Source organism: Parvibaculum sp., from assembly GCF_049672805.1.
Classification (GTDB): domain Bacteria; phylum Pseudomonadota; class Alphaproteobacteria; order Parvibaculales; family Parvibaculaceae; genus Parvibaculum.
This window is the reverse complement of the sequence record NZ_JBATWS010000463.1, coordinates 1-3,352: the sequence shown is the minus strand read 5'-3', so window position 1 is coordinate 3,352 and position 3,352 is coordinate 1. Positions and strand designations below refer to the sequence as shown.

General features: G+C 61.5%; 4 protein-coding genes. 1 reads left to right on the top strand and 3 read right to left on the bottom strand.

What is annotated here, in order from left to right; genetic code table 11:
• Window positions 1-275: NUDIX domain-containing protein (locus WBF74_RS14390; RefSeq protein WP_424441131.1), on the top strand; the 275-nt coding region annotated here is incomplete at its 5' end.
• Between the two features lie 5 nt (window positions 276-280).
• Here WBF74_RS14390 and WBF74_RS14385 read toward each other — a convergent pair.
• From WBF74_RS14385 to WBF74_RS14375, 3 genes are all read right to left on the bottom strand, one after another.
• On the bottom strand, window positions 281-1,402 hold the full coding sequence (locus WBF74_RS14385) for a site-specific DNA-methyltransferase (protein ID WP_424441133.1): 1,122 nt from the start codon (window positions 1,400-1,402) through the stop codon (window positions 281-283).
• 87 nt (window positions 1,403-1,489) lie between these two features.
• Window positions 1,490-2,140, bottom strand: a complete 651-nt coding sequence (locus WBF74_RS14380; RefSeq protein WP_424441129.1) for a ribonuclease HII — start codon at window positions 2,138-2,140, stop codon at window positions 1,490-1,492.
• Between the two features lie 109 nt (window positions 2,141-2,249).
• The coding region (locus WBF74_RS14375) for a PA0069 family radical SAM protein (protein WP_424441127.1) at window positions 2,250-3,352 on the bottom strand (1,103 nt) is incomplete at its 5' end.

Sequence of the window (3,352 nt, the reverse complement as noted above, 5' to 3'; positions counted from 1 at the left end):
GGGATAGCCGCGCCGCAGAAGATGATGAGCACGGGCCCGACCACGCGCCGGTAGAGGCGGCATGGAAGCGTGTGCCGGGCGTAGTGCGGCACACATTCACGCATTTCCATCTGGAGCTTGCCGTCTATACGGGCACGACACGCCGCAAGCTCGTGCCGGGTGAGGGCGAATGGGTGCCGCTTGAAAAGCTCGCAGGCGAGGCGCTTCCAACCGTCATGCGCAAGGTGGCCGCGCATGCCATGCCGGAAGCTGGCCCGCTTTTCGCGAAACGCTGACGCGGCTAGGCTTGCCCCATTTCTGCGCGCACTTTCTGGCGCAGAATGTCGATGGGCTTCAGCTTCCCGTCTGTCTTGAAGTGCCAGAACGTCCAGCCATTGCAGGCTTCGAGCCCCTGCACATGCGCGCCGATCTTGTGGATCGAGCCGGTGGCATCGCGGCAGACGATGGAACCATCGGCGCGGACGCGGGCCGCGTGGCGGCGCTGCGGATCGGTGAGCACCGTGCCCGGCTCCAGCAAGCCGCGCTCGACAATGGTGCCGAAGGGGATACGCGGCTCCGCCTTTTTGGAGACAGTGACTTTCAGGTCTTCTGCGTCGCCCGCCTTCACCTGCCGGATGCGCTCACGCGCAACCTTGATGTAGCGCTCCTCACGCTCGATACCGATGAACTTGCGGCCAAGCTTCTTGGCGACAGCGCCTGTCGTGCCCGTGCCGAAGAAGGGGTCGAGCACCACGTCACCCGGATTGGATGTCGCAAGCAGTACGCGATGGAGAAGGGCTTCCGGCTTCTGTGTCGGATGGGCCTTGCTGCCATCATCGCCCTTCAGCCGCTCGCTGCCTGTGCAGATCGGCAGCGTCCAGTCAGAGCGCATCTGCAGATCATCATTGAGCGCCTTCATGGCGTCATAGTTGAAGGTGTATTTCTGATCCGCGCTGCGCGTTGCCCAGATCATGGTTTCATGGGCATTGGTGAAGCGCGTGCCGCGGAAATTCGGCATCGGGTTGGTCTTGCGCCAGATTACGTCATTCATGATCCAGAAGCCGAGATCCTGAAGCGTGGCGCCCACGCGGAAGATGTTGTGATAGGAGCCGATCACCCAGATCGCGCCCGTATCCTTGAGCACGCGCCGCGCCGCTGTCATCCAGGCGCGGGTGAAGGCGTCATATTCGGCAAAGCTCGCAAACTTGTCCCAGTCATCATCCACCGCATCAACGCGGGACTGGTCCGGTCGGGTGAGGCCGCCGCCAAGCTGGAGGTTGTAGGGCGGGTCCGCGAAGATGAGATCCACCGACTTCTCGGGAAGCGCATTCATCGCCTCGACGCAGTCACCCTGAATGATGATTTCCGCCGGATTGGTTTTAGCGGTGCCAGACTTCTCTACGACACGAACCACTGTTCTCAGCCCCTCTTGAATAACAGGCGGGGATCATGAGTCAGAGGCGATTCGGGGTCAATACCTCTTTTGAATCAAGAGGTTAAAGGATTCTTCTCATACCACATCGAGTCCCTCTGCGACGACGGGACTCAACATGTTGCGTATGGGCGCAAAACTCCGGCGGTGGATTTCGCAAGGTCCGAGGCGGGAAAGCGCATCAAGATGCGCCGCAGTGCCATAACCCATATGCCGTTCGAATCCGTATCCGGGATGGGCAATGGCTGCATCGATCATCATCCGGTCGCGTGTGACCTTGGCGGCGATGGAGGCGGCTGCGATGGAAAGCGAGCGTGCATCGCCGCCCACAATGGTGAGCGAGGCGCAGGAAAGCGACTTCGGCTTGCGGTTTCCATCAATGAGGGCAAGCTGCGGTGCGCGCGGCAAGGCGGCAACCGCGCGTTCCATCGCAAGAAAGGTCGCCTGCAATATGTTGATCCGGTCGATCTCCTCGACGGTTGCGATCCCGACCCCTATCTCGGCGCAGGTCTGAAGTGCGGCAAAGAGCTTCTCCCGGCGTGGGGCGTCGAGTTTCTTGGAATCATTGAGCCCTTCGGGAATGCAGACGGGATCAAGAATGACAGCGGCTGCAACCACCGGCCCTGCCAGCGGCCCGCGCCCCGCCTCATCGACACCGCATATCAGGCGCGCTGGCGTGCCATGCTCTGTCTCGAATGCGAAATCGGGCGTCTTTCTTCTCTCCAGCATGGCCGGGAGTGTGCCCCGAGTCTGATGCGGAAACCAGACGGAAGCAGAATGTCTGTGAAGAAGTGTCGGCTCCGACTTTCGCCAGGATGTAAACGAAGTAGCTCACCCGCTAAAGCAGCTCCAGTTGCTTGCCCTGCCCCGGCACGCGGAATTGTGAGCAGTCGAGTGGCGTGTGGTTGCGGCCGAGGCCGAGTTTCCGTGTCGCGATTTCGAAGCGACGGGCGATCTGCCAGGCATAGGGGCCGGTGCCGGACTGGCGCTCGGCCCATTTCGCATCGTAATCCTTACCACCGCGCATCTGACGGATGAGCGACATCACATGAGTGGCCTTGTCAGGCACGTTCTCATTCAGCCATTCGACGAAAATATCCCGGATCTCGAGGGGCAGGCGAAGGATGACATAATTGGCATCCGTCGCGCCCGCATAGGCGATGCCGGTAAGCAGCTTCTCGATCTCCATGTCGTTCAGCGCGGGGATGATGGGCGCAATCATCGCCCCGGTCGGAATACCGGCGTCGGAGAGAAGCCGGATCGCCTCCATCCGCCGCGTGGGTGTTGAGGCACGCGGCTCCAGGGCACGAGCGAGCTTCGCATCAAGCGTTGTCACGGAAAGCGCGACGCGAACGAGATTACGCCGCGCCAGCGATGAGAGAATGTCGATATCGCGCACGATCCGCGCGGACTTGGTGAGGATCGTGACGGGGTGACTATAGGCGGACAGCACTTCAAGCAGGCTCCGCGTGATGCGATAGCGCTGCTCGATCGGTTGATAGGGATCTGTATTCGTGCCCATGGCAATAGGCGCGGGCCTGTAGCCGGGTCTTGCAAGCTCCTTTTCAAGAAGCTGCGCCGCATTGGGCTTGGCGAAGAGCTTGCTTTCGAAATCAAGCCCCGGCGAGAGCCCCATATAGGCATGGCTCGGACGCGCAAAGCAGTAGGTGCAGCCATGCTCGCAACCGCGATAGGCATTCACCGAACGGTCGAAAGGAATGTCGGGCGAGCTGTTGCGCGTGATGATGGTGCGCGCAGTCTCTTCTGTCACCTGCGTCTTGAGCGGAGGCAGGGCGTCGAGATTGTCCCAGCCATCATCAACCAGTTCACGCGTTTGCGGCTCATAGCGGCCACTTCTGTTGGTCAGCGCGCCCCGGCCACGGCGGCCGCTCTCGGGCAGAAGAGGCTCGCGGACGCTCGGGGGTACGAGGGCCGCCCCGC